General features: G+C 34.2%; 19 protein-coding genes and 3 pseudogenes. 6 read left to right on the top strand and 16 right to left on the bottom strand.

Features of this window, described 5'->3' with window-relative positions:
- Positions 1-77: 77 nt before the first annotated feature.
- Genes V7S50_RS31055 through V7S50_RS31045 form a run of 3 tightly spaced genes read left to right on the top strand, consistent with a single transcriptional unit; the run spans position 78 to position 3161 of the window.
- Positions 78-722: a hydrolase gene (locus V7S50_RS31055; protein ID WP_000067162.1), complete on the top strand. Its 645-nt coding sequence runs from the start codon at positions 78-80 to the stop codon at positions 720-722.
- Positions 719-1312: an antibiotic biosynthesis monooxygenase gene (locus V7S50_RS31050; RefSeq protein ID WP_242252648.1), complete on the top strand. Its 594-nt coding sequence runs from the start codon at positions 719-721 to the stop codon at positions 1310-1312. Before V7S50_RS31055 ends, V7S50_RS31050 begins: the two co-directional genes overlap by 4 nt.
- Before the next feature lie 13 nt (positions 1313-1325).
- Positions 1326-3161, top strand: coding sequence for an amidohydrolase (locus tag V7S50_RS31045; protein ID WP_242252646.1), 1836 nt, complete (start codon positions 1326-1328; stop codon positions 3159-3161).
- A 317-nt stretch (positions 3162-3478) separates the two neighbouring features.
- On the opposite strand, the gene V7S50_RS31040 is transcribed toward V7S50_RS31045, so the two are convergent.
- The 6 genes and pseudogenes from V7S50_RS31040 to V7S50_RS31015 form a co-directional block, all read right to left on the bottom strand.
- Positions 3479-4357: a LysR family transcriptional regulator gene (locus tag V7S50_RS31040; protein ID WP_242252644.1), complete on the bottom strand. Its 879-nt coding sequence runs from the start codon at positions 4355-4357 to the stop codon at positions 3479-3481.
- A 218-nt stretch (positions 4358-4575) separates the two neighbouring features.
- Positions 4576-5050, bottom strand: a pseudogene (locus V7S50_RS31035) (MarR family winged helix-turn-helix transcriptional regulator).
- A gap of 428 nt (positions 5051-5478) precedes the next feature.
- The gene (locus V7S50_RS31030) at positions 5479-6429 is read right to left on the bottom strand and encodes a magnesium transporter CorA family protein (protein WP_242252643.1); all 951 of its coding nucleotides are present in this window, start codon (positions 6427-6429) and stop codon (positions 5479-5481) included.
- A gap of 305 nt (positions 6430-6734) precedes the next feature.
- A complete protein-coding gene (locus V7S50_RS31025) occupies positions 6735-7760 on the bottom strand; it encodes a ParM/StbA family protein (RefSeq protein ID WP_242252642.1) in 1026 nt (341 codons plus the stop codon).
- A gap of 35 nt (positions 7761-7795) precedes the next feature.
- Entirely contained in the window at positions 7796-8197 is a 402-nt protein-coding gene (locus V7S50_RS31020; RefSeq protein WP_063224968.1) for a hypothetical protein, read from the bottom strand.
- Between the two features lie 121 nt (positions 8198-8318).
- Positions 8319-8705 carry a general stress protein gene (locus V7S50_RS31015; RefSeq protein ID WP_242252641.1) on the bottom strand — a complete coding sequence of 129 codons (387 nt, stop codon included), beginning with the start codon at positions 8703-8705 and terminating at the stop codon, positions 8319-8321.
- Positions 8706-8882: 177 nt separating this feature from the next.
- Between V7S50_RS31015 and V7S50_RS34200 the strand changes: the two genes are divergently transcribed.
- Positions 8883-8972 carry an acyl dehydratase gene (locus V7S50_RS34200; RefSeq protein WP_375296223.1) on the top strand — a complete coding sequence of 30 codons (90 nt, stop codon included), beginning with the start codon at positions 8883-8885 and terminating at the stop codon, positions 8970-8972.
- Positions 8973-9092: 120 nt separating this feature from the next.
- Here V7S50_RS34200 and V7S50_RS31005 read toward each other — a convergent pair.
- Positions 9093-9392, bottom strand: a pseudogene (locus tag V7S50_RS31005) (alpha/beta hydrolase); the annotation flags it as partial.
- A gap of 114 nt (positions 9393-9506) precedes the next feature.
- Entirely contained in the window at positions 9507-9845 is a 339-nt protein-coding gene (locus V7S50_RS31000) for a hypothetical protein (protein ID WP_336376715.1), read from the bottom strand.
- 304 nt (positions 9846-10149) lie between these two features.
- Between V7S50_RS31000 and V7S50_RS30995 the strand changes: the two genes are divergently transcribed.
- A complete protein-coding gene (locus V7S50_RS30995; RefSeq protein WP_309259050.1) occupies positions 10150-10515 on the top strand; it encodes a YxeA family protein in 366 nt (121 codons plus the stop codon).
- A gap of 103 nt (positions 10516-10618) precedes the next feature.
- Here V7S50_RS30995 and V7S50_RS30990 read toward each other — a convergent pair whose 3' ends face one another.
- From V7S50_RS30990 to V7S50_RS30955, 8 genes and pseudogenes are all read right to left on the bottom strand, one after another.
- On the bottom strand, positions 10619-11329 hold the full coding sequence (locus tag V7S50_RS30990; protein WP_242256760.1) for an alpha/beta hydrolase: 711 nt from the start codon (positions 11327-11329) through the stop codon (positions 10619-10621).
- Between the two features lie 102 nt (positions 11330-11431).
- A complete protein-coding gene (locus V7S50_RS30985) occupies positions 11432-11887 on the bottom strand; it encodes a TspO/MBR family protein (protein WP_242256758.1) in 456 nt (151 codons plus the stop codon).
- 112 nt (positions 11888-11999) lie between these two features.
- A complete protein-coding gene (locus V7S50_RS30980) occupies positions 12000-13430 on the bottom strand; it encodes a cryptochrome/photolyase family protein (protein ID WP_242256756.1) in 1431 nt (476 codons plus the stop codon).
- A gap of 85 nt (positions 13431-13515) precedes the next feature.
- Positions 13516-14028: a carbonic anhydrase gene (locus V7S50_RS30975; protein WP_097951913.1), complete on the bottom strand. Its 513-nt coding sequence runs from the start codon at positions 14026-14028 to the stop codon at positions 13516-13518.
- A 79-nt stretch (positions 14029-14107) separates the two neighbouring features.
- The gene (locus tag V7S50_RS30970; protein WP_242256754.1) at positions 14108-16732 is read right to left on the bottom strand and encodes a DUF2309 domain-containing protein; all 2625 of its coding nucleotides are present in this window, start codon (positions 16730-16732) and stop codon (positions 14108-14110) included.
- A complete protein-coding gene (locus tag V7S50_RS30965; protein WP_242256751.1) occupies positions 16732-18264 on the bottom strand; it encodes an NADH dehydrogenase subunit 5 in 1533 nt (510 codons plus the stop codon). Before V7S50_RS30965 ends, V7S50_RS30970 begins: the two co-directional genes overlap by 1 nt.
- Before the next feature lie 640 nt (positions 18265-18904).
- The gene (locus V7S50_RS30960) at positions 18905-19267 is read right to left on the bottom strand and encodes a DUF2294 domain-containing protein (protein WP_242256749.1); all 363 of its coding nucleotides are present in this window, start codon (positions 19265-19267) and stop codon (positions 18905-18907) included.
- Positions 19268-19633: 366 nt separating this feature from the next.
- Positions 19634-19750: pseudogene (locus tag V7S50_RS30955) on the bottom strand (polysaccharide deacetylase family protein); the annotation flags it as partial.
- A gap of 97 nt (positions 19751-19847) precedes the next feature.
- Between V7S50_RS30955 and satA the strand changes: the two are divergent.
- Positions 19848-20411, top strand: a complete 564-nt coding sequence (gene satA, locus V7S50_RS30950; protein ID WP_242256747.1) for a streptothricin N-acetyltransferase SatA — start codon at positions 19848-19850, stop codon at positions 20409-20411.
- Positions 20412-20414 lie beyond the last annotated feature (3 nt).

Raw genomic sequence — 20414 nt, 5'->3', positions numbered from 1 at the left:
TATTTTTATGATTACAACTTCAATTAACAAAAAACAAATTGCTTTCAAAAAAACAATTAAAAAAGGAGCGTTTTATTATGAGTAATTTAGAATTGTTAAATCCGGAGAACAGTGCCTTAATTTTGATTGATTTTCAACCTCAAATGACTTTTGGAGTTGCAAGTATTGATAGACAAACATTGATTAATAACGTTATGCTGCTTGCTAAATCAGCAAAAACTTTTAACGTACCTACTATTCTTACTACAGTTGAGACACGCAGCTTTTCTGGTTATTTTTGGCCGCAAATTCTTGACATATTCCCAAACCATGAAATTATAGAACGCAGTTCAATGAACTCTTGGGAAGATCCAAAATTTGTTGAAGCGGTTAAAGCAACCGGTAGAAAGAAATTAATATTTGCAGCACTTTGGACTGAAGTTTGCCTTGCATTCCCTGTGCTTGAAGCAATTAAAGCTGGCTATGAGGTATATGCAGTTGATGATGCTTCAGGTGGTACTAGTTTGACAGCACATAACGCTGCTATGCGTCGTGTAGAACAAGCTGGTGCAATTCCAGTAACAGCAATTCAAGTTTTACTTGAATACCAACGTGACTGGGCACACAAAGATACTTATGATGCTGTAATGGAGATTGTAAAGGAACACACTGGCGCTTATGGTCAAGGTGTAGAATACGCATATACCATGGTGCATGGCGCGCTTCCAAGCAGGAAAATATGAAACAAGAAGGAGTAGCTGTCGAAGAGACTTATACAGGGAACACGATGGATACTGCTGATCCAGTAACAACGATTGTTACATGGGAAATTCAACAAGGTAAAGAAAAACAGTTTGAAACATGGAGACATGAAATCGAAGCTGCCGCTACTAAATTCCCAGGGCATTTAGGCGTAAACCTAATAGTCCCAAATAACGAATTCAGAGAGTATACTGTTATTTTTCGCTTTGATACATATGAGCATCTACGTGCTTGGCAAGAATCAGATGTTCGCCGAGATTTGTTAAAAACGGCAGAGCAATTTCAAGTTACTAATCCAACTTACAAAACTGAAAGCAGTTTGGCTTATTGGTTTGTTACTCCGAAAACACCAGTTCCACCGCCAAAATGGAAAATGTCTATTGTTACCCTTCTGGGTGTATGGCCTCTTAGCATGTTAGTTCCTAAATTGATAGGACCTATTATAAAACATATGAATCCTATTATGTCCGCTTTTTTTGTTTCTGTATGTATAGTGTCCTTGCTATCATGGGTAGTTATGCCGATTTTCGGTAAATTATTTCATCCATGGTTACAAAAAAATAGGAAGTAAACGAGGTGTAAATATGAATTTACCGGATATGATCTTATATAACGGAAAAATTACTACCCTTGATCCCTCTCAACCAGAGGTATCTGCTATCGCCATAACTGATGGTTTAATAACTGCAGTAGGTGGAGATGAGCTTCTTGATAGTGCCACAGAAAAAACAAAAAAAATAGACCTTAAAAGAAAGAGAGCTATTCCAGGCCTGAATGACTCTCATATACACGTTATTCGTGGCGGTCTTCATTATAATATGGAATTACGATGGGAAGGTGTGCCTTCAATTACCATTGCTCTCGAAATGCTCAAAGAACAGGCAAGGCGTACACCTGCTCCTCAGTGGGTAAGAGTAGTTGGAGGTTGGTCTGAATTTCAATTTAAAGAGAGACGGATGCCAACTTTGGAAGAGATTAATGCTGTTTCTGAAGACACACCTGTCTTTGTGCTACATCTTTACGATAGAGCACTTGTAAATCGTGCAGGGCTGCGTGCACTGGGATACACAAAAGATACCCCAGACCCTTCAGGTTGTTTAATTGAGCGGGATAAACGAGGTAATCCAACGGGCCTTTTAATTGCCAATCCTAACGCTTCTATTCTTTATTCAAGTTTGGGTAAAGCTCCAATACTTAATTTTGACGACCAGATTAACTCAACTCGCCATTTTATGCGCGAATTAAATAGATTAGGTATTACAAGTGCCATTGACGCAGGTGGTGGTTTCCAAAATTATCCTGATGACTACAAAGTTGTTGAACATTTAGCCGAGAAGGAACAATTAACTTTGCGTATTGCTTATAATCTATTTACACAAAATCCAAATCATGAATATGAAGACTTTGCTTCATGGGCAAAAATTGTTTCTCCAGGTCAAGGAAATGATAAGTATAAAATGAATGGTGCCGGAGAAATGTTAGTATTCTCGGCAGCCGATTTTGAAAAATTTCAAATGCCACAGCCCGAACTAGCTACGATGATGGAAGCTGACTTAAAGAAAGTAATTTCTCTATTGGTAGAAAACCGTTGGCCATTCCGTTTACATGCAACTTATGACGAGTCAATCACACGATTCTTAAATGTATTTGAGGAAGTCAACAAAGAAATTCCTTTTAATGGTCTACGATGGTGGTTTGACCATGCAGAAACAATCTCAGATCGTAGTATGGAACGTGTTAAGGCTTTAAATGGTGGTATCGCCATCCAAGGCCGCATGGCTTTTCAAGGTGAATACTTTGTTGATTTATACGGAAAGGAAGCTGCAAAGCGTACTCCCCCAATTTACCGTATGTTAGACCTAGGTATACCTGTTGGCGCTGGTAGTGATGCAACCAGGGTTTCCAGCTATAACCCTTGGGTCGCTCTTTACTGGATGGTTGCCGGAAAAACCATTGGTGGTCTTTCGATATACGATGAAAAAAATAAACTTGATAGAAAAGTAGCCCTGGAATTATATTCAAAAGGAAGTGCTTGGTTCTCTGGTGATGAAGGTAAAAAGGGAACCCTTTCAGTAGGTCAGTTTGCTGATATTGCTGTATTGTCTGCTGACTACTTTACTGTGCCAGAAGAAGAAATCAAGAACCTTGAATCATTACTCACCATTATGGGTGGGCAGGTTGTTTATGGAAATGATGAATTTAAAAGTTTATCACCTGAATTGCCGCCAGCATCACCTGATTGGTCACCGACGGGAGTTTATGGTTATGGTGGTGCTAACCTAGCCCACACTATACTTTCTCACGATGCCCATGATCACAAGTTACATAGTTGCAGTAACCCTCTCCATCAACACACTCATACCGTAATAGGAAAAGATGGAACTAAATGGGGTATTGGTTGTACTTGCTTTGCTTTCTAAGTCAAAACCACCGGTATAATGCCGGTGGTTTTCTTTATGCAATAAGGATACGTAAAAAGAAATAGCAATATATCCCTAATGGAATCTATTACTATGCGATAAGACCGAAGAGTTAATTGATTAACTTGACTTGTTTTTAACAGCCTTATCTCCTTGCAAAGTCTGCCCTTTTCCCTTAAATAAAAGTCCATGGTATTCCCTTTTGAAGTGACTACACCACACATATAAATCTACTTGCCCTTTGACTGTAATTTAGGTCTTCTCCCAAGAATTATGTATCATGTTTAATTCTCACACTATAATCATTATTATTTTTATTATACTAATACTTTTTCAGGATTATTTAACTTCTGCATAAAGATAAGTGCTGCAAAACTTAAAAATTTATCATCAAAGTGAATAAGATTAATATCTTGACTTGGTGTTGGGTCAATAATACGAACTATGCTCAAAGTATCATTATTAACAAAGTTAACCAGTGAAAGAGGTATTATGGCAACCCCATGTCCATTGTATACAAGGCTCAATAGAGAAATAGAAGATTTTGTTTCTATATTTGCTTCAGATAAAGATAACCCTAAACTCTCACAATATATTTTAATAGATTCACGACAACTACATGAAACCATTATTCTACTCAGTCCTACTAATTCTCGAAAAGAAACAAATGATGTTTCATTCAAAGGATGATTTTTTGGAATGACAAGGACAAGCTCTTCGCTATACAAAAGGGTGCTTGTTAATGTATCTGGAATTTGAGCACTACGCGTGATGCCTATATCAATATTTTTATCAACGATTTGATTTACAGCAACTTCAGATTCTATAATTTTTACTACGATGTTAGGATAATGTTGTTGAAACTTCATAATATAAGGTGTTAAATAAGTGAGATCCTCTAATAAACCTCCTATAGTAATTACACCTCTTTTTACCCCCTTTAATTCAAAAATTTCATTATAAACGTCATCAAATTGTTGCATGATAAATTTTCCTTTATCAAATAGCAGCTTACCCGCTTCTGTCATTTTGATACCTCTTCCAACTCGATGAAACAAGGGTGTATCAAGTTCACCTTCTAACACACGGATTTGTTGGCTTAAAGTCGGCTGTGAAATACCTAGAACTTCCGCAGCTTTAGTAAAACTATTATTATTACAAACTTGAATAAAATACTCTAAATGACGTAATTCCATTCTTGATACCCACTCTCCGCTTTATGAAAGATTTATAATGAAAAGGACGATATGTATACGTTAACATAACAACTTTATTCCCTACTGTACTAATTGAAATTATATGATTTATTCATTTTGTATTATAATACATTTACTACCACTTATTAATTTTTCCTCCTATTTATTTAATTTATATTTAATTAGGATATTACTAATCAGAAATAGCCTCTACAAACTTACAATTTCTGTGCGTAATATCCTAACTTTTTCAACTGTTTCATTATCATTTTTTCTCAATATAGTCCAAACTACCAAATATTTGCCGAATCCCCTCTTTATGCTGAGGAAAAATAGTATCCACCAATTCAATACCTTCTGAAGTAATTGACGCATACGTGACACGGCGGTCTTTAGGACATGGTTTTCACCTCTTCTTTTCCAACCTATCCACTACATACGTGATACTACTACTTGCAAGTAATATTTTGTCCCCAATTTTTTTATAGGCTGATCGGCTTTACTGTATAATAGCTCAAGCACTGCAAATTCAGTTGGATTAAGTCCATAAATTTTTATATCCTTTTCAATACGTTTAGTGATTGACTGTAATTCCTTTGATAATATAACAAATAACTTTAAAGATAGACTCTCATCGTTAATCACCCTCGTAATTACCAATCCTTTACAACTTATCTTGAATTCGAGATTCATTATATTATCGTCAAAATATTATGTCAATCATTCATTTTAGCTTTATCAAGCCACTTATAATTTATTTCTCAACATAAGACATATGGAATTAGAAGAAAACAATTGTTACTATATAAGTATCTCAATTACGTTATTTCTTTTAAATAGAGCTTGTTTTCTAACACAAGTTCTCTTTTGTCGTATTCTAAATTGAATCCGGACAAATTTCAGATAATGAGTCTGCCCATGTATATGATATAGTTTTTAAACAAAGATTAGAGCTCTCCTACAAGAAGGAGAGCTCTAATCTTTCATATAAATATTCACCATTTTTATCATTGCGAGGACATCAAAACTTTAACTTAATGGGGATATGATACTACCTCAATTAATAAATATTACTAACCCTATATCTAGATTAATATCTATCATATTTTTTATAAACAGGATTAATTGGATTTAAAAAAAGATTTCTTTTTCTTTACTCGTAATAAATCACCTGTCCATCCTTTGAATCGCATATACATATACATACCTCCTGTTGTGAAAATAATAAATAAGAGAGCAATTAAATAGCTATATTTCCATTCTAGTTCAGGCATATATTTAAAATTCATCCCCCACAATGCTCCTAAGGCCGTCAAAGGCGTACTTACAGCAGTTAATACAGTAAGAGCTTTCATAATTTCATTTCCACGATGAGAAGAGACAACTTCTTGTAAATGAATCATCGTGTCTAATTCTTCTTGGTACTCTTTAACAAGTTGTAATCCACGCTCTAATTTCAAGTATGTTTGTTTATAACAAAGAGTCTTTGTTATATTTTCTAACCAAGCTTCCTCTATGCCTTGTAACACTTCTTGTATTAAGCGAAACACATGTGTGTTCATAAATAATTCATGACGAATATGATAAATTTTTTCTAAAACTGCTATGTTATTATGATGATAAAAATCCCATAATACATTTCTGAAATTGTTTTCGAAATAGTCAACCTTTCGCAAATAGTGAGATATAAACATTGACAAGATAGCACATAATCCTTCAGCGGAACTATTACAATTTTTTGTACCCATAGGGAAAGTATGTATTAATTTTTGGAAATCCTCTTCCTCTTTTTCTTGGACCGTTATCAGTATTCCATGAGCTACGAAATAATGAAGAAATTTTTGAATTTTGGCGTCCTTTTTATCTTGATCATATAAAAACGAACCATATACACAAGTTTGACTTAGTGATAACGTATAAACATATAATCCATTTTCACAAGGAGAACTTATTTTCTTTACAAATTGAGAGAAATAAGATGTTACATCACGAGGGATTATAGAAGAAAGTTTTTCAAGCTCACTAGTTTTCACATGATACCAACTCCATTTTGGCATTTTTATGCATTCCATATTATTCTTCCTTTCTGAATAGTTTTATGTTTGATCGAATAATATTCTTAATATGAAATTTGTATGTAGGTATTCATGTCTTGGAGGAAAAGTTTTTAGATCAACTAGATTACACAATAAATGGCATAGGAGGTCTTATTCTATTAAAAGGAAGACCCCCTATATATTAGCTATTTTTATTCTCAAATTTAAACATTTCCTCTATACAAGCACTTTTTATCTTTTCTTATAAAGAATTTATTATATATGGAAAAGAAGCTACATAATTTGGCACGTCTATTCAACGAACTCTATTTCGGTCGTTATTATAATTTAGATTCATATACAGATTGATTGGTGATATCGTCAAATACTTGACTTCCAATAATGTAGTATCCATGAAGTGCAGCCTCTTTCGAAGCGTCTACCATACGGAAAGAAGAAATTTCACCTTGTATTTTTTCAATTCGTTTTTTGTGGAGATCTACTATTCCTCCTGTCCAAATAATAGTATCATACTGCTCTAACTTAAATTGTTCTTGTAATACACGCATGACGTCTTGGAAGTGTGCATCCAACTCTTTTTGAATCAAAGTATCAACCTGACTTGTCTGAGGATTTTCTTCTCGATCTCCATATCCTTTTTCTAATATGTTTGGCATGTCGTTAATATGCAAGTGATTACTTTCACCCGCATGATTCTGCACGATATTCTTAATATTTTTCAAAGGCTTGCTACATCCTAGTTCTGTCTCATAATGATTTAAAATGACATTCTGTTTCATATCTGTCATTTCTAATGTACGAAATCCACCGTCAATAATTAAGATGCGATCTCGTTCCTGAATGATTCCCTCTTTTAAGAAATAGGCATGTAAAGCGACCGGTTGCTGAAGAATCAAAGCATTTTCCACTGTAATATTAATAAATTTCCCATCAATTTGCACGGAAGTTTCTTTTTTTAGTGCACGTTGTAATTGTTCATGCTGACTACCAAAACAAGTAACGGGAAGCCCGGTAACAACTAAAGGTAACACGACATTTTCTTTATAATCCTTTGCAATGCAACCAAATATTTGTTGTTTAAACTGTTCGCTTTCATAATAATTTTCTATTTCTTCGTCAAATGGAGGAAGAAATGAAGCGTCAGATTGATGTGCTTCATTTCCCATGTAGTATGCAAAGTCTAAGTCTATAAAACTTACCTTTGTTAAATCTTCACTTTCAGCATGATTAGGTACAGGGGCTAGTGTGGAAGCTTCACTCTTAATCGTTACCTCAGAATCTACATCCTGTCGATATGCCCGCTTAGTAAAACCAATTCCTACATCAATTGCATACAGAGATTTCATACTTTTTTCCTCACTTTCTCTTTTTAGAATTAAATCTAAGCACTCTCTTCTTTCCCTTCTTTCCTATATTTCTTTTCATTTTTCGTTTTTTCTCCGTCTATGTCCTTACTATTTTCATTTATTTCGTTATCCTTTTCATCTTTTTTCTTTTTGTTATTTTCGTTTTCTGTTAAATCTTTAATAGTAGAAATGACAACCGGTGTGGCTGTAAGCAGTTGTGGTAATGTTTGTTTTGCAACATTAGCTGCAGTTACAGAGAATTGTTTACTTGTCTCAGTTACCTTCTCTAATGTTTCCTTTATGTTTCCTTCTTGTAGTTTGTCTTTTATGCTTTTTCCTTTTGTTTGTATAGCATTTCGATTTTCTTTTTTTAATAGGGAGACCATGACTCCGGTTGTAATCCCAATCACAGCATATTTAAATATTGTATGTTTCATTTTCTCACCCTTCTCTACTTTATTTTCTTCAATGCTACAATCTAAAATGTAGTCTATTTCAATTTTTTCTTAAAATAGGAAGTTAGCATTATCTTACCTATTTATCAGATGTTGCAATCTATTAAAGAGAATGATAGTTTTGTGGCTGCCTATCACTCGCCGTTGGTGTTTCAGCTGTTACTAGGAGTAAAATTCTCCCTTGATCTAATTTTTCTTCATATAAGTTAGCTTCCTCCTTCGACAACCCCATTTCCTCCATTTGATTTCGGAGTTCGTCCCCTTTTTTGGAGAAAAAGTTGATAATACTTGTGCCCAATCCTTGTTCTTTTACTCCAATCGTATTTGTGTTTGTATCATCCGCAATCTTTTTTGTTAGATGTTTTTCATGTGCTAAGACATAAATGTCATCTTGGCGAATCCCTTGCAATTCTAGCTCTTTTACTTTCATAACTACTTCCTGTTCATTTTGATATTCATGAACCACCGGTTTTCTTTCATTCTTATGCATGGTATTTTTCCTCCTTTAGATTTTTTATTTAGTTGTTATGTAATATGTAATACACCTATTTTAAAGATGTTAAACCTAAATTTTCAAAAAACTTTACACAATAGGTTATTAATGTTTTTGAATATCAAAGAGATGTCATGAGAACTTTGCTTTGATAAAAGTGTTACAAATAACGATTTGTTTGGAAGGCAAGCCTCTTATTTTATAGAAAAATTCTATTTAGAAAAAATTACAAAAGGAGTACAAGATACTTTTTTCGTTAATTAAATCGAAAGAAAAATAAAAAAAACACTCCTTTTCAAAGAGTGCTTTTAAAAAACATATAACCTAATAACAATGTTTCTATTTTGATTACAGAAAGAAAGTCTTTATTAAAACATATGGTTGCTAATTTAATTGCAATCTTCCTTGCACCCAAGCAACAATATCATTTATAACATACTCAGGGATATTAGCAGAATTATAATATTCATCCGGTTTACTTATTTCTCCATAACCTTCTGTAAATAAGGGATTTAACTTTGGATATAGTCGATAATCAATGTTATCTCGTTCTTTTAATTGTTCTTTCCAAAGAGGGATTTCGATTTTCGATTGAACTTGATAGTCTCTTTCTCCTTGAATAATAAAAAGCGGTGTCTTTTGTTCTTTTGACATTTCCCCTGCTTTAATTTTATGGATAGAATCCTTATTTCACAGGATTTTTTTGCTGTTTTCACTATATCCTTACTATACAAATGAAATATACAACGATACTAAATATACAAACTTTGCATAAAAAAATGATTTTATAGTATCTTTTTAATATCCGTGTCCACCATGTCCACCTTGCCAACCACCGTGTCCACCCGGCCAACCACCATGTCCACCTTGCCAGCCACCATGTCCGCCTTGCCAACCACCATGTCCACCTTGCCAACCACCATGTCCACCTTGCCAACCACCGTGTCCGCCCGGCCAACCACCGTGTCCACCTTGCCAACCACCGTGTCCACCTTGCCAACCACCGTGTCCGCCTTGCCAACCACCGTGTCCGCCTTGCCAACCACCGTGTCCGCCTTGCCAACCACCGTGTCCACCCGGCCAACCACCGTGTCCGCCTTGCCACCAGCCTGCATAGCCTTGTCTCTGTGAGTTCATTCCTTCGCATCCCTTCTTATTAAAAATTCAAATACTGTAACTGGGTATTCTCTAAATATAATTATGTATCCCCAAAATAAATGTCTCCGCAAACATCTCGATTATTGGTAAAGTAATTATCTAATAAAAAAACATTTATTATTGCAAATCTAAGCTCATAACACGATTTGCACAAGAGAATAACCATACAATGTTATCCCTCCTTTAAAAACCTATTTAAGAAAAACTTAAGAAATTCACTTCTAAATTCATAAGAATTTTTTTCTATACTGAATCATGTAAATGAACAAAAGGAGAAACAATCATGAAGAAATTTATACTTTGCATAATAGGAATAGGCCTTCTTATATACTTACTCCCCTTCATGTTACGCGGGGATCTAGACATATTAAATCCACTTGCTGAAGAAAAAAATGTATATGCCGTTGCGGAAGGATATGGTGTTCCGGATTACCATACGAACGGTAGAGCTATGTACTCGTTAAAAGGCATTGATGAATCTGGAAATGAAGAAGAGTATACAGTAGGAACGAATACTCCTAATGATTTCATAAGAAAAACTTACTTGAGAATTCATGTGAAAGGTAGGTATGTTTACTCGTACGAGGCTATTTCTGAAAAGGATATTCCGGAGAAAATAAGGAAGCAATTAGAGGTAGAAATTAAATAAAGGAGCCTACTCTTATTGAGCTGGCTCTTGATTACCTCTCCAACCTACCATTAAGATATCTTGAGGAAGGAGAATTCTTTCGATCAATTTATTACATTCATTATCACTGTTTTAATAGCCATTCTTCCATTACTTTCACTGTTTCATCTCGTTGTGCTTTTGCCGTAATTAAACTCGCATTATCACCCTTTTGCTCACCGTACATGCCAAAATGAGCATGGTTTCCGCCTTTTATCATGTGCATAGTTGTATTCTTTGACATGAACTTTTTATTGTTCTCTATTTTTTCTACAGTTGCTAACGCATCTACTTCTCCATAAATAGATAACATCGGAATCGATTTCTTAGAGAAATCATCTGCGGGATAAGAGCCTAAGAAAATGATTCCGCCTACTTTTTCTTCATGTTGAAAGGCATACTTAGAAATCATAGCTCCGCCCATTGAATGCCCTGCAACATACCATTTTTGAACTTCAGGATACTGTTCAATTACACTGTCTACTTCATTGATTCCAAGTATCGCTAGATTTAATGGTAACTTAGGCATTACTACAAAATGTCCATCTCTTGCAAGAGCTTCTCCTAAATAACTATAAGCCTCGGCTTCTACTTTAGCTCCTTGATAAAAAATAACCCCTATTTTTACATCTTTCTCTCCAAAAACTATATGATCTTCATCTTTTTTATCATCCACTAACGACATAGCCTCTTTCGTTGGTTTGTATGTAAACTGAGACCAAGTTAAAAAAGTAATACTTCCTATAATTAAAATACCTAGTAAAGAGTACAGCGTAATTTTTATCCATTTCTTCACAAAGGTGACCTCCCTAAGATATATATATTCTATATTTTAGATTATCATTAATACACATAAAAACTCGAGCATTTTATTATGCTCAAGTTTTTATTTACGTCTTTAATTTATACTATAAATGGTCCAAGCTAAATATGTAGCAAATGTAGCCCATACAAAATATGGAATTAGCAACCATGTCGATACTTTAGATAAATTGGAAGAAAATAAAATGAGAAGTAGCGTAGTAATAGCGACTAGTAAACAATCTACGGTTGCTAAAAATAAATTTTTTTCACTGAATTGAAAGTAGCTGAATGCTTGATTACATATGTAATTTAAAAAGAATATAAACCAAAATGTTTTTGGCTTACATCCATATTTGTTGTAAATAATTGCAACTGATAATGCAATGAGTCCATATAATATAGCCCAAATCATTCCGATTATCATGCCAGAAGGTGTCCAAGACGGCTTTTCTAGCGCATCGTACCACATACGATCAATAGGAAATAAAATACTAGAAACATAAAACAAACCATACGTTAGTAAGAACACTATAATACTAGATTTTTTCATAAACATTCTCCTTTTTCAATAGAAGGTTTTAGAAACTTTATATGATTAGTATGTCCTTGTAATGGATAAATTTCTAATATTTATATTTTAAATACATATTGTTTAATCTATTTTATACGAATTCTTTCATACTTTTATATGCACAAAGTGCTCTCTCTCTGGCTGCCTTATGATCCACGACTAGCAAAGGATATGTATGACCAAGCTGTATATTGGCCTTTTGTAAAATATGCTCAGGTGCTTCCCACGGTTTATGTATATATTTATTAGGCATATCTTTTAATTCTGGTACCCATTTTCTTATATACTCTCCGTTTTTATCAAACTTTTCTCCTTGTGTGATCGGATTAAAAATACGAAAGTATGGTGATGCATCCGCTCCACTTCCAGCAACCCATTGCCACCCCATTGTATTATTTGCAATATCAGCATCTAATAGTGTATCCATAAACCATTTTGCTCCTTCTTGCCACGGAATTAACAAATGCTTTACAAGAAAAGAGGCTACAGCCATTCTTGTGCGATTATGCATAAAACCTGTTTGCCACAGTTCCCTCATTCCTGCATCAATAAACGGATAACCAGTTTCACCTTTCTGCCATACTCTTAATAACTCCTCTTCATTATTCCACGGAAAATGTTCAAAGCTCTTATTAAGAGGTTTATATGCTGTAAACGGATAATGATATAGCAAATAATAAGAAAACTCTCGCCAAATTAATTGACGTATAAAACTATTTACTTGTTTTTCAAAAAGACTACATTGGCTTTCGGTACTTTTATTTATTAAGTAATGATATATTAGCTTTGCTGATATTTGACCGAATGAAAGATAAGGTGCCAACATCGAATGAACATTTTGATTTGGAAAATCTCTTCTTTCACTATAAGAGGCCAGTTTGCTAGAGCAAAATTTCTTAAATGTTTTGTATGCCCCTTCTTCTGTAGGCTCCCATATTGATTCAATATGAGATGTCCACGGTATAGTCGGCAGCAAGTGTAATTCTGAAACAGATAAGCTTGCTGGTAGAGAGCTTCCCCCTTTTATACTCTGCACTTTACTAATAGGCTTAGATATTACCTGCTTTTGAAATGCATTGTAAAAAGGCGTAAACACCTTATATTCAGTGTTATCTTTCTTTTTAATAACCCAAGGCTCTAATAATAAATGTGAATTAAATTCCTTACAGATCATACCTTTATCTTCTAACATCATTTTCATTTTTTGATTAGATTGTAATCTGTCCGGATCATAACAAATATTCCAATATACAGCCGTTATACCTAACTGTTCTACGAGAGAAAGTATTTCTTCTTGCGTACTTCCTTTACGAATGATTAAAGTAGAACCCAATACATCAAGTTGTTTCTTTACATCTATTATTGCATGGTGTAACCACCACTTTGACGCACTTCCCATTGAAAAAGTTTCGTCATGTACATATACCGGAACAACCTCACCGGACTGAGCAGCCTCAAATAGAGCTGGGTTATCATATAAACGAAAATCTTTTTGAAACATAACGATAATTTTATTTTGCATGGCTACCCCTTCTGATTCTTAAAACATAATAAATTTTATTATATAACAGCAATTCATACATAAGAATTTATTTGTCCTTAATAAATTAGTTAACTTTTTCAACTATTTTATTAGTAGGAATTTTAATAACCGTTTCTTTTCCACCTGTTTTATCAATCTTGAAACCATAAACTTTAACATCCGACGGTACTAATGGATGATGACGAATCATGTCTATACTCTTCTCAATATTTTCACTAACATTTTCTTTTCCGCTTAGCCATTCATCAAGGCTACCACTTGAAAATTCAGGCATACAATTTTCAAAGAGATAGTCTAGTTCCCTGTTATTTTTTATGGAATCACGTTGAATTTGTAGATTAACTGCATCAGTTTCTTTATCCTCTATTCCGACAATAAAAATTTCTTCAACATTTTCTTGATAAATAGCAATAATAATAGACCTCATTATATCTCCAAAAGGATGTACAATTACAGAATCGCAGCTGTGTATAGTCAACATATTTTCTCGTTGAATGTTAGTTACTTGTTGTATGATAGGCTCTATTCCGTGTTCAATGTCTGTTAACAATAAAACCTTTTTATTCTTTGCATTCATATATAGCACTCCTTCTTCATGATTGTATTTATGAAACTTTTAAGCTAGTAACAATAGTTGATGATTCATTACATGATTGTTACCAGTTTTTCCAACGTCCCTCTGGATCAACACTTGCAAGTCTAACCCACCCATTTTGAACTTTTTCTCGAAATGTGAAATTACTATTTAGCAAACGTTCTATAAATGTAATAGGCGCTTGAATTACAATTAGTAAACGAAGTGGTGAATGATACGTCTCACTATCTGACTGCATAACGGATTGCCAAGGTAAGCCTGGCAACAAATCACTTGCATTTCCTTGCATAACACCGAGACCTGCTGTTACGGTTTGGGTTGTTTTGTTTCCACTACCATAATAATGAGGAGCTACAGTTGAAGCGTAATATTGTAGATTTATCCATTGAGCTACTGTTCCTGGTCCTGCAATAATGTTAGCTAATATATCGCCACTTTCATCCTGTTTCCAATCATAATTATGAAGGAAAGCCCTACCTTCTAAGTCACAATCCTGAGTCAATTCACGCTGCCCGATAATAAAAGATGCATTACGGGCTAATCCCCATTCCGGACGTATTTCACTCCAATCTTCTGCAAACCGGTGTGCTTCTTTACTCGGATTTTTTATTTTCGTTTTAAAATTAGGTAATTGCATTAAACGCTCTCTATTTGCATGTTGGCTCACATTTGGCATAATCGACTCAATACAATCAAATGCTTCTTGCGCAATTTCCGAAAGTTCCGGGACATAAATCCATTCCAATTCATCCACTGTTGTTTTATGCTCAGCTGCTGCAAAAATGGTATCCTCAGGAATTTTAATACCTTCAACAGACAACGCCTCTCTTACCTCTGGAAGATTGCATAAAGTAGCAAAAACTCTTGCATTGAATCCACCTGCTGCTCCGCCACAAGCACCACACTCAAGCGCTGCAGCATAAGGATTGTTCGTACTTTGACTACTGTGGCCGCACATTACAACTAAAGGCGCGAACTTTTCTGTCAGTCCCACCATTTTTAAAGCTTGACGCACATAGTTCACTTTTTCTTCTTTCGTAAAACCGATCGGTATTTCACATTTCGTGTCATGAACATGATTAAGCGAGAAAGTTGTATTAGGCTTTTGCAACATATTTTTACGAAGGTTACGAATTAAGCCACCTACTCTTCTTGGCACAAAACTCCTTGTCAACATCTGTAAACCAAGTAAAGGACCACTTACCTCAGGTAGTAACATACTTGTCAGTACGTTCTGTTTCATCGTTTTAAATGTATAACGTACCGAACTTCCTACCATCTTACGTTGCTCATAAGATTTAAATTCATTTTCATCTGTTAGCTCTTTTATTTGATGTTTCGGTTTTAATATAACTGGCAAAGAAGGATGGCTGTCATTACTGCCCAGTTCACTAGTCGCAATTGGTAACCCAAAGAAACCAGCTATTCCAAACGTTTCGAACGGACCTAATTTTTCTAGGTGGCGACGAAACGGTTCTGAACGTACATCAATACAAAATGCTAATTGAGCTAATACACGCTTTTTATCATTAGTTGCACGTTGTTTAGCAGCAATCTTCTCCCTTAATTGCTCTGCATGCGTCTGTTCCCAAGCTTCCAGCCAAAGTTTCTTGCGAGTATTTTCATCAAAGCGATAAGCAAATGCTAATAATTCACTTTGTTCAGCTGCAGACATTTGTGACCATTCCCGGGTTGAAATATTCCCCCAATAGATCCAAGAAGCTATAAGTGGAGCAACCGAAACCTTTTTCTCAACCTTTTGATTTTTTAAAGGTAAATAAGTTTTTACAATGGCTAGCTCCATAGAAATTCGAACTGCTAAATATTCTATGAGAAGTTCCTGTTCCTCAATTGATTGTTGGGAGCGCCATAGTATCATTCCTGCCCATCCAGGTAAAGAAAGTAAGTGCCCTTCAAGGTAAGCTTGCATGTTAGATTCAGAAATTCCTAGTTCAGATAATGCTTTTGTTAAAGCTACATTGGCATCTTGTGGCCAATCTATTAAAACTTTACGTTCATTTTTACTGAGCGCTGGATCAAATTTAATAAGGTGTTGCCATGCACGATAAAAACCTTTCTCTCGATTTGGCATCGTCCAACTTGCCCCGGCGTCATCAAGATATAATTTACACCATTTAATAATATGATAATTAAGAATATCAGATAGGTTGTCACCATTTTGATTCTCTATAAGCGAGCTTATTGGTTGCAAAGAAGAGTCTTTCATACTCCCTGTATTTACATAACGTATTTCTTCTGCTAATTTATTTAATTCTGGCGATGATAATAGACTAGAAGGTAATCTTTCTAACTTTAAAGCTTCTTGGCAAAAACGCTCCGCTGTCTCTCGCGGAATATGAAAAGATTGTGAATCAAGCCAACGAGACAAGCCAATTTGTAAAAATGATTCCTCAATCTCACCTTTCGCCTTTGCCGAATGAATTATGGAGGCACTAGGATAAATATCCACATTACGAGCTTCTTTTAACCAATTTGCAACTTGTTCAAATGATTGCTTTTCAAGTCCCATCCAAGGGTGATGAGCTGCAAATGTAGAGATAGGCCAAAGTGGTGCAATAACTCGGCTAGCAAATACAACTAAATCATTTATATTATTTTCTTGTAGATCAATGTTTGTATCTTTCTTTTTTAAAGTCTCTTTCCTTAATATTGACGGTATGCTCATCACGAATTACCTCCCTTTGATACATAATATTTCAGATAGCTTGGATGACTTTCTACTGACTTTCGTCTCGCCTCACCTACTCGAACTAACCAAAGATAAAGTACAGCGAATAAAGTAGAAGATTGATTACGAGTAACGAAAGTACAAATAACACTACTAAATAGTAAGATACATATAACAAAGATAACGGCTGGAGCTGAAGGTTGAACACTTTGATACATGTCAGTATGCAACCATTTATAAAGAGAATTATGAACGGTAAAGTAAATGAGAGAAAGCCCAATCAAAACAATTAAGCCAGCAATTCGTCCCATTCTTCCCTCTCCAAAAACAACAAGCTGTTTCCATGAAAAGTATAATGACCAGCCTAAGATGATCGCACTAACTAATTGATACCCCTCTCCAGAAGTTATAAACCAGAAAGCAATTGCTATAAATAATCCTAAAATACGCCCGACTATCATCCATAAATTGGACATCTTTTCATTAGATTGCTTCACTACCTCAACACGTTGTACTGAGGAACCAGCTTGTAAAAACAGTGTGGCTTTAAATAAACCATGTAAAATTAAATGAATAACGGCTGCTAAATAAGCGCCTAATGCACATTGAATAAGCATAAATCCCATTTGTGCAATAGTGGAGCCTACTAGCTGACGTTTATAATCAACTTGAACTAAACTAATTCCTGTTCCTATTAAGACCGAAATACTAGAGAAAATAAGTAAAATGATTTGTGCAATATCATCATGAAAAAGAGGCGAAAATCTAGTTAACATGATACCGCCAGCATTTACTAAACCCGCATGCATAATAGCAGAAACAGGAGTTGGAGCAACAGCTGATTCAATTAACCATCTTTGAAAAGGCCATTGTGCTGCTGGAATCATCACAGCCAATATAATTAATAAATTGATTGCTGTTCTTTCCAATGTTCCATGTTGAACTAAATTTTCATTCGTTAAAACTGATGTTAACTGCCACTGTCCAGTTATTTGAAATAGCCAGATGATAGCTGATAACAACGCAATCCAGCTTATTGTAAATAGATAACTAGAAATTTTTGTTGCTTCACTAACTACTTTCCACCCTTTATTTAGCCCTATGAGTAGAATCAATCCTATAAGAGTTGCGCCCCAACAAATAATCATGAAACGGAGATCATCACTCAACCATGCAACTGAAGATATACTTGTAGTAAATGTAAAAAGAGCGAAATATTTCCGATATGAGCGATCCCCCATTAAGTAACGTACAGAAAAGCGCTGAATAATTAATCCAACTGTAAGAACAAAGAAAGCCATTAGCCAAGCTAAAGTATCTAGATGCCAAGGCCCCACAACTCTATCTCCATTGTTATTAACAAGTGCGAGTAAAGAAACCAATGAAGGCAAAGCAGCGATACCAATATGGATATGAATAAAACGTAAAGGCATCCTTGCATTTAAAAACAATAATCCACTTAGCCAAGAAGCACTAAGCGCCATAAAAAATAATGTTAACAGTGTTGATGAACTCAGCGAAATTAACATGTAAAATACTCCCTTCCAAACGAAAATAACCTATAAAAATTCCTTTTAATTACGATAGTTTTTTAAATTTCAATTTTCATTCACTCTTTTTAGTGCATCGTTTTTTCCCATAAAAAAAACCGACAATCTCCATAATTCAATGATTTTATATCATCATTGAATTATGGAGATTGTCGGTTTCACTTCAACTAACTTCAATAAAGTTTTTTGAAGAGCTCCCATTTTATAGAGGATAATAATGTATGTATTACTCCTATTTAAAAATAACAGTATATCTTTGATCTCCTAGATTAAGCAATATATCAATTTATGTTATGTGCTATCTTTCAATTAAGAAACTTTTTCATTTAGTCAATATTACATATTAAAAAAATGCTAAAGCCTTAATTATAGCAAACAGTTAAAATAAGCATCTATTAATTTTTAAAACAATTATAAGATAAACCATATTAAGCAGTTTGTCAATTTATTTATCCGTTTTTCCGAGCGTTATTTCAATCGAAATTCATTATACGTAAATAATTTCAAGTTTTCTCGTTTTCTAATTATCACCATACTAATAAAATCAACTTGTAGGTGTCTTAATTACCTCACTGCATTTTTAGTGCATCTTCCACTACCCCTACAGTGGTTTTAATTTTTAAAATTTCCCCTCAAGATTATGGAACAATTTAAAAATCATTACTCGTTCACCTGTACGGGAGCTTATATCCGTATGAAAGCTTTTCACTTTTTCTCCAGTTAATTCTAGTATGATCTCTTTCAAATCGTCAATTCCAGATTCAACTAACTCCGAACGATTTTTCTTTATCGTTAGCATACCGTCTTTTGTTTCGCAAACAGTATATTCAGCCGGCGTTAAAATACCTTGTAAATTTACGATAATCATATCCCGTAATATATCTGTCTTAACAGATATAGACCCGCGTCCTAGGTAGTCCTTTTCCCAGTGAGTAATTGCTTTGCTTATCTCTGATTCAATAGAGCCTTTTGAGTTTTTCATCTATGTATCCTCCTTCAATAAAATGTAATTACATTTATAATTACAATAACAATATAATAATCTGGATTGATTTTATTTTCAATTGTTGAGAAGAATTTATAGGAATTGTTGCAAGGTATCCTTTAGTATCATAGTGCAATTTTCATATTACAATATAGATTTTCTCAATTATTCCAAACAAGATACTCTTACTATAAAGACTCTGTTGCATACATTTCTAAAAAGGACATTCCGGAGAAAATAAGAAAGCTCTTGTAACGTAATACATAAACGAAAGAGCCGATTTCTTTATAAAATAGTAAATCGACTTTTGTCTTAGTTATTGATTTAGTAATAAAAACACTTTTTAAAAGAAATAAGCTTATACTATAGTCGTTGATCTTTCTGGAAGTTTAAACAAAAATGACTCTCATCACTGTATATCCCAAATTCATACCCTTGCTCTTTATAAAATTTAATGCTTTCAGAAAGAGCTTGTAATGATAGCCTTACTATTGAAATTCTATTATAATTTTGTAATTGGAATGAATTCGGATCAAATAAAGAACCAGAAAAAATAATATGATTTGGAGGTATCACGATGAGCCTTTTAATTAGAGAGTTAGAAACAAATGATTTAGATAATTTCCCGGAGATTGATGACAGCTTTATAGTGAATGCTCGGTTAATGCTTTCTCTTTCAAAAGTAAATAGACGCATAGAATATACAGTAGAAGACGTTCCGAGTTATGAAAAAAGTTATTTACAAAAGCAAAATGAAAATGAGAATGAAGAACTAGCGTACAATGAATATATTAATAACCCTAATCAAGTAATTTACATAGCACTGTTACATAACCAAATCATTGGATTCATAATATTGAAAAAGAATTGGAATCACTATGCTTACATAGAAGATATAACAGTGGATAAAAAATATCGTACACTCGGAGTTGGTAAAAGATTAGTTGACCAAGCAAAGAAGTGGGTAAAAGAAGGCAATATGCCCGGTATCATGCTTGAAACGCAAAATAATAATGTCGCAGCATGTAAATTTTATGAAAAATGTGGATTTGTAATTGGTGGGTTTGATTTTCTTGTTTATAAAGGTTTGGATATTGAAAATGATGAAGTTGCAATTTATTGGTATTTGCATTTCAAATGAAAA

The sequence above is a fragment of the Bacillus sp. CCNWLW194 genome (assembly GCF_037120585.1).
Lineage (GTDB): Bacteria > Bacillota > Bacilli > Bacillales > Bacillaceae_G > Bacillus_A > Bacillus_A basilensis.
The sequence above is the reverse complement of the archived record's forward strand: the minus strand, read 5'-3'. Positions and strand labels throughout refer to the sequence as shown.

Excerpts from the sequence above, each read along its gene's own strand:
- V7S50_RS31055 (WP_000067162.1), top strand. The coding sequence starts at position 78 with ATGAGTAATTTAGAATTGTTAAATCCGGAGAACAGTGCCTTAATTTTG.
- V7S50_RS31050 (WP_242252648.1), top strand. The coding sequence starts at position 719 with ATGAAACAAGAAGGAGTAGCTGTCGAAGAGACTTATACAGGGAACACG.
- V7S50_RS31045 (WP_242252646.1), top strand. The coding sequence starts at position 1,326 with ATGAATTTACCGGATATGATCTTATATAACGGAAAAATTACTACCCTT.
- V7S50_RS31040 (WP_242252644.1), bottom strand. The coding sequence starts at position 4,357 with ATGGAATTACGTCATTTAGAGTATTTTATTCAAGTTTGTAATAATAAT.
- V7S50_RS31030 (WP_242252643.1), bottom strand. The coding sequence starts at position 6,429 with ATGGAATGCATAAAAATGCCAAAATGGAGTTGGTATCATGTGAAAACT.
- V7S50_RS31025 (WP_242252642.1), bottom strand. The coding sequence starts at position 7,760 with ATGAAATCTCTGTATGCAATTGATGTAGGAATTGGTTTTACTAAGCGG.
- V7S50_RS31020 (WP_063224968.1), bottom strand. The coding sequence starts at position 8,197 with ATGAAACATACAATATTTAAATATGCTGTGATTGGGATTACAACCGGA.
- V7S50_RS31015 (WP_242252641.1), bottom strand. The coding sequence starts at position 8,705 with ATGCATAAGAATGAAAGAAAACCGGTGGTTCATGAATATCAAAATGAA.
- V7S50_RS31000 (WP_336376715.1), bottom strand. The coding sequence starts at position 9,845 with ATGAACTCACAGAGACAAGGCTATGCAGGCTGGTGGCAAGGCGGACAC.
- V7S50_RS30995 (WP_309259050.1), top strand. The coding sequence starts at position 10,150 with ATGAAGAAATTTATACTTTGCATAATAGGAATAGGCCTTCTTATATAC.
- V7S50_RS30985 (WP_242256758.1), bottom strand. The coding sequence starts at position 11,887 with ATGAAAAAATCTAGTATTATAGTGTTCTTACTAACGTATGGTTTGTTT.
- V7S50_RS30980 (WP_242256756.1), bottom strand. The coding sequence starts at position 13,430 with ATGCAAAATAAAATTATCGTTATGTTTCAAAAAGATTTTCGTTTATAT.
- V7S50_RS30975 (WP_097951913.1), bottom strand. The coding sequence starts at position 14,028 with ATGAATGCAAAGAATAAAAAGGTTTTATTGTTAACAGACATTGAACAC.
- V7S50_RS30970 (WP_242256754.1), bottom strand. The coding sequence starts at position 16,732 with ATGAGCATACCGTCAATATTAAGGAAAGAGACTTTAAAAAAGAAAGAT.
- V7S50_RS30965 (WP_242256751.1), bottom strand. The coding sequence starts at position 18,264 with ATGTTAATTTCGCTGAGTTCATCAACACTGTTAACATTATTTTTTATG.
- V7S50_RS30960 (WP_242256749.1), bottom strand. The coding sequence starts at position 19,267 with ATGAAAAACTCAAAAGGCTCTATTGAATCAGAGATAAGCAAAGCAATT.
- satA (WP_242256747.1), top strand. The coding sequence starts at position 19,848 with ATGAGCCTTTTAATTAGAGAGTTAGAAACAAATGATTTAGATAATTTC.